The sequence below is a fragment of the Bathymodiolus platifrons methanotrophic gill symbiont genome (assembly GCF_002189065.1).
In the GTDB taxonomy this organism is placed as follows: Bacteria; Pseudomonadota; Gammaproteobacteria; order Methylococcales; family Methylomonadaceae; genus Methyloprofundus.
This window is the reverse complement of sequence record NZ_BDMN01000354.1, coordinates 1-4,421: the sequence shown is the minus strand read 5'-3', so window position 1 is coordinate 4,421 and position 4,421 is coordinate 1. Positions and strand designations below refer to the sequence as shown.

3 protein-coding genes are annotated in these 4,421 nt (G+C 35.8%); all 3 read left to right on the top strand.

The genetic code is table 11. The features are described 5' to 3' along the window. The first annotated feature begins 165 nt into the window (after positions 1-165). The 3 genes from CDZ78_RS17410 to CDZ78_RS17400 are packed head-to-tail and all read left to right on the top strand — an operon-like array spanning position 166 to position 4,345. The gene (locus CDZ78_RS17410) at positions 166-531 is read left to right on the top strand and encodes a hypothetical protein (protein WP_087871121.1); all 366 of its coding nucleotides are present in this window, start codon (positions 166-168) and stop codon (positions 529-531) included. A gap of 12 nt (positions 532-543) precedes the next feature. Continuing rightward, positions 544-3,675 (top strand): type I restriction endonuclease subunit R, encoded by a 3,132-nt coding sequence (locus tag CDZ78_RS17405; RefSeq protein ID WP_087871122.1) that lies wholly within the window; start codon positions 544-546, stop codon positions 3,673-3,675. 4 nt (positions 3,676-3,679) lie between these two features. Continuing rightward, positions 3,680-4,345, top strand: coding sequence for an NYN domain-containing protein (locus CDZ78_RS17400; protein ID WP_087871120.1), 666 nt, complete (start codon positions 3,680-3,682; stop codon positions 4,343-4,345). Positions 4,346-4,421: the final 76 nt, after the last annotated feature.

Genomic DNA, 4,421 nt, shown 5'->3' with positions numbered 1-4,421 from the left:
ACTTAATAAAAAGCTAATATACATCGGTAAGGTGCAGCGGGCTGTTGATGGGCGTGTTATTTCTCTTATCAAGACTTGGCTTTCCGATGGCTTTGGTGTTTTCAATGTTCATAGTTTAGCATTGCCTGTCAATGCGTAACTTCTATAGTAGCCACATACAACCCCGTGACTTTAACAACTGAAACACTAGATCATACAAATGTATTTTCATTTTTACTTGGTAGGCTTCCTTTTGTGCTCCCAATTGTCTGGTTGGCTATTTATGCAGGAAGAAGACATAACCAGGCTCTTAGATTAGAAGAGGATTATGCTCACAAGGAAGTAATATCTAAATCTTTTGAAGGGTATAAAAAACAGCTCCTTGAGTTAGAAGGTGAATCATCAGAAATGAACTCCACAAAGCAATTAATCAATGAAACACTCCGTGCATTAGCATTTCATCCAGAAAGAATATACAACGGAAAGCATCACGATATTACCCCTCTACAACATCTCAAAGAGATTATCCCTCAAAAAGATAATAAGGATTAAAGGACTAACATGATCACAGAAGACCAACTCGAACAACTCTGCCTTGAATGGTTCCGCGAACAAGATTACAACATTATTTATGAACCAGATATTTCTCCTGATTCCATTGATCCAGGGCGTAAGGATTACTCTGAAGTTGTTCTTCGAGGTGGCCTAGAAGATGCCCTGCAGCACATTAATAAAGAACTTCCTTTTTCTGCGATTGAAGATGCTATTGGTCAAATTATTAAACCCCAACATCATTCACTGATAAAAAATAACCAGGCCTTCCATCAGATGATGATTGAGGGTGTTTCTGTTGAATATGAAAAGAATGGTGAAAAACGAGGGGATAAAGTTAAATTAATTGATTTTAATAATATAAAAGAAAATCATTTTTTAGCGGTTAATCAGTACACCATTAAAGGGATCAAACAACCCAGACGACCTGATATTGTTGTTTTTATTAATGGGTTACCTTTATTTGTTGTCGAGTTGAAAAATCCAGCGGATGAGAAAGCCGATATTTGGGCTGCATTTGACCAGATTCAAACCTATAAAGAAGAAATAGACGCTTTGTTTACCTTTAATGCTGCTACCATTATATCTGATGGAACATTAGCTAGAATAGGCTCTCTAACTGCTGATAAAGAGCGTTTTATGCATTGGCGAACCGTCGCTAATGAAAAAGATAAACCGCTTTTAGAGTACGAATTAGAAACCCTGGTTAAAGGTTTTTTTAATAAAAAACTTTTATTAGAATATCTGCATGATTTCATCTTATTTGAAGATGATGGTTCTAAAATTATTAAAAAAATTGCAGGTTATCATCAATTCCATGGTGTCCGTGAAGCGGTAACAGCTATTCTTACGGCGAGTCGTGAAGAGGGGGATCGGAGAGGTGGTGTTTTCTGGCATACTCAAGGTTCTGGTAAAAGTATTTCCATGAGCTGTCTTGTTGGTCAATTGGTGCAGCACCCTGATATGAAGAATCCAACGATTGTTGTGGTGACGGATCGGAATGATTTAGATGGTCAGCTCTATGAAACTTTTTGCGGGGCCAAAAACTTATTAAAACAAGATCCAGTACAAGCAGATAATCGAAATGAATTAAGAGAATTGTTAGATGCTCGACCTGCCGGTGGTATTATTTTCACTACCATTCAAAAGTTTGGTTTACTTAAAGGAGAAACGAAACACCCCATTCTTTGTGATCGATCTAATTTGATTGTTATTTCAGATGAAGCTCATCGGAGCCAGTATGGTTTAAAAGCAAAATTTGATAAAGAAAATGATATTTATAAATATGGTTATGCTTATCATTTAAGAGAAGCTTTACCAGATGCAACATTCATCGGTTTTACCGGTACACCTATTGAAATAGATGATAAAGACACTCGCGCAGTTTTCGGTGAGTACGTCAGTGTTTATGATATTAATGATGCCGTAGAAGACGGTGCAACCGTCCAGGTTTACTATGAAAGTCGTTTAGCTAAATTAGAATTAAACCAGGAAGAAATACCACATATTGATGACCATATCGAAGAACTCTTAGAGGATGAGGAAAACGAAGCCAGTGGAGAAAAAGTTAAAAGTGAATGGTCGTCTCTAGAAAAACTGGTTGGCTCTGAGAAACGAATACAACTGGTTGCAAACGACCTTATAAACCACTGGGAAAGCCGATTGGAAATATTGGATGGTAAAGCTATTATTGTTTGCATGAGCCGTGAAATATGCACTCAAATGTATAAAAAACTAACTGAATTAAGACCTGAATTGAAAGCGCCTTTACTAACCAGAAAACAAGGTAAAGGTGAGATCGATTATGAAGATCCTAACCAAGGGGCTATTAAAGTTATCATGACCGGATCGGCCTCTGATAAATTACATTTTCAACCGCATATTTATAATAAAACAACTAAAAAATTAATTGAAAAACGTTTTAAAGATGAAAACGATCCTTTAAAAATAGTGATCGTTAGAGACATGTGGCTTACTGGGTTCGATGTACCTCCAGCGCATACCATGTATGTCGATAAACCCATGAAAGGTCACAGTCTCATGCAAGCGATTACCCGAATTAATCGTGTGTTTAAAGACAAACCTGGTGCCGTGGTTGTTGATTATATTGGCATTGCGAGTGAGTTAAAAAATTCTTTAAAAACTTATACGGACAATAAAGGAAAGGGAAAAATAACAGTAGATACCGCTGAAGCCTTTGCCAAATTACTTGAATTACTGGATGTCATTCATGGAATGTATGACAAGTTTGATTACAGTGATTATAAAAAAAATGGACTAAAATTATTAATTCCAGCAGCTAATCATATATTAAGTTTGAAAGATGGGAAAAAGCGCTATTTTGATACTGTCTTGGCATTAACAAAAGCATTTTCATTATGTTCAACGATGGATGAGGCCAAAGAGTTAAAAGAAGAAATTGCTTTCCTACAGGCAGTTAAAGCCGTTATCGCTAAAAGCACTAACGGTTCAAGTAAAAAAAGTGAAGAACAAAAAAGTAATGCCTTAAAGCAAATTTTAGATAATGCAGTTGTCCCGAATGGTATCGCTGATATTTTTGAACTAGCCGGTTTGGATAAACCTGACATTGGTATTCTTTCTGATGAATTCCTGGAAGACATTAAACACATGCCCGAACAAAATTTTGCAGTTGACCTTCTAGAAAAATTATTAAAAGATCAAATTCGGTCCAGGGTTAAAACAAATATAGTTCAGTCTAAAAAATACAGCGACCGATTAGAAGCTACATTAATTAAATATACAAATCGAAGCATTCTAACTGCTCAAGTAATCGAAGAACTTATCAAAAACGCCAAAGAATTCAGAGAGGATGCTAAGCGTCATGAAAGCATGGGTTTAAGCTCTGATGAAATCGCCTTTTATGATGCGATTGCAGATAATGAAAGCTCTGTTAGAGAACTAAAAGATGAAACCTTAAAAAAGATTGCTGTTGAACTCACTGAAAAATTAAGAAAAAGTGTAACTATTGATTGGCGCAACAAAGAGAGTGTTAAGGCAACAATTAGACGTGAAGTTAAGCGAGTTCTTAGAAAATATAAATACCCGCCTGATAGGGCTGCTAAAGCTATTGAATTAGTTATAGAACAAGCAGCTGTGCTATCTGATAGTTGGACTGTAAGTTAAAAATATGGAAAACAATTCAAAAATAGCATTATTTATTGATGCAGATAATGCACCTGCAGCACATATAGAATCAATATTATCCGAACTAGCTAGTTATGGTGTCGTAAATATTAGAAAAGCTTATGGAAACTGGAAAAACTCAAATCTATCACCTTGGGGAGAAAAATTACACGATAACGCAATTCAACCCATGCAACAATTTGATATTACTAAAGGTAAAAACGCAACTGATATGGCGCTTGTCATTGATGTGATGGATACCTCATATACAAAAAATGTTGATGTAATTTGTTTAGTTTCCTCTGACTGTGATTTTATGCCATTAGCAACTAGAGCATTAGCTGATGGAAAGGTAGTTATTGGTTTTGGAGAAAGAAAAACACCTAAAGCTTTCGTTAATAGTTGTTCTAAATTTCTTTATATCGACTTAAAGGGGCCAGAAAAACCTATCGTTAAATCTGATAAATCTGTAGCTAAAAAGATAATACATATTAAATCTGATACAAAATTAATGAACCTTCTAAGAACAACAGTAGAAGCAGTTGAAGACGATGATGGTTGGGCTCGTCTTGGAATGATCGGCAATCACATAGCAAACCACACATCATTTGACCCAAGAAATCATGGATTTAAAAAACGGTTCTGTCGCAATAATTATCAAAAAGCGTAGTCCTCCTGGTCTTCAGACATAACTATCCTGCTAAAGCCATAAACTGCTTATAAGCAGGAATATTTTCCTCAGACAA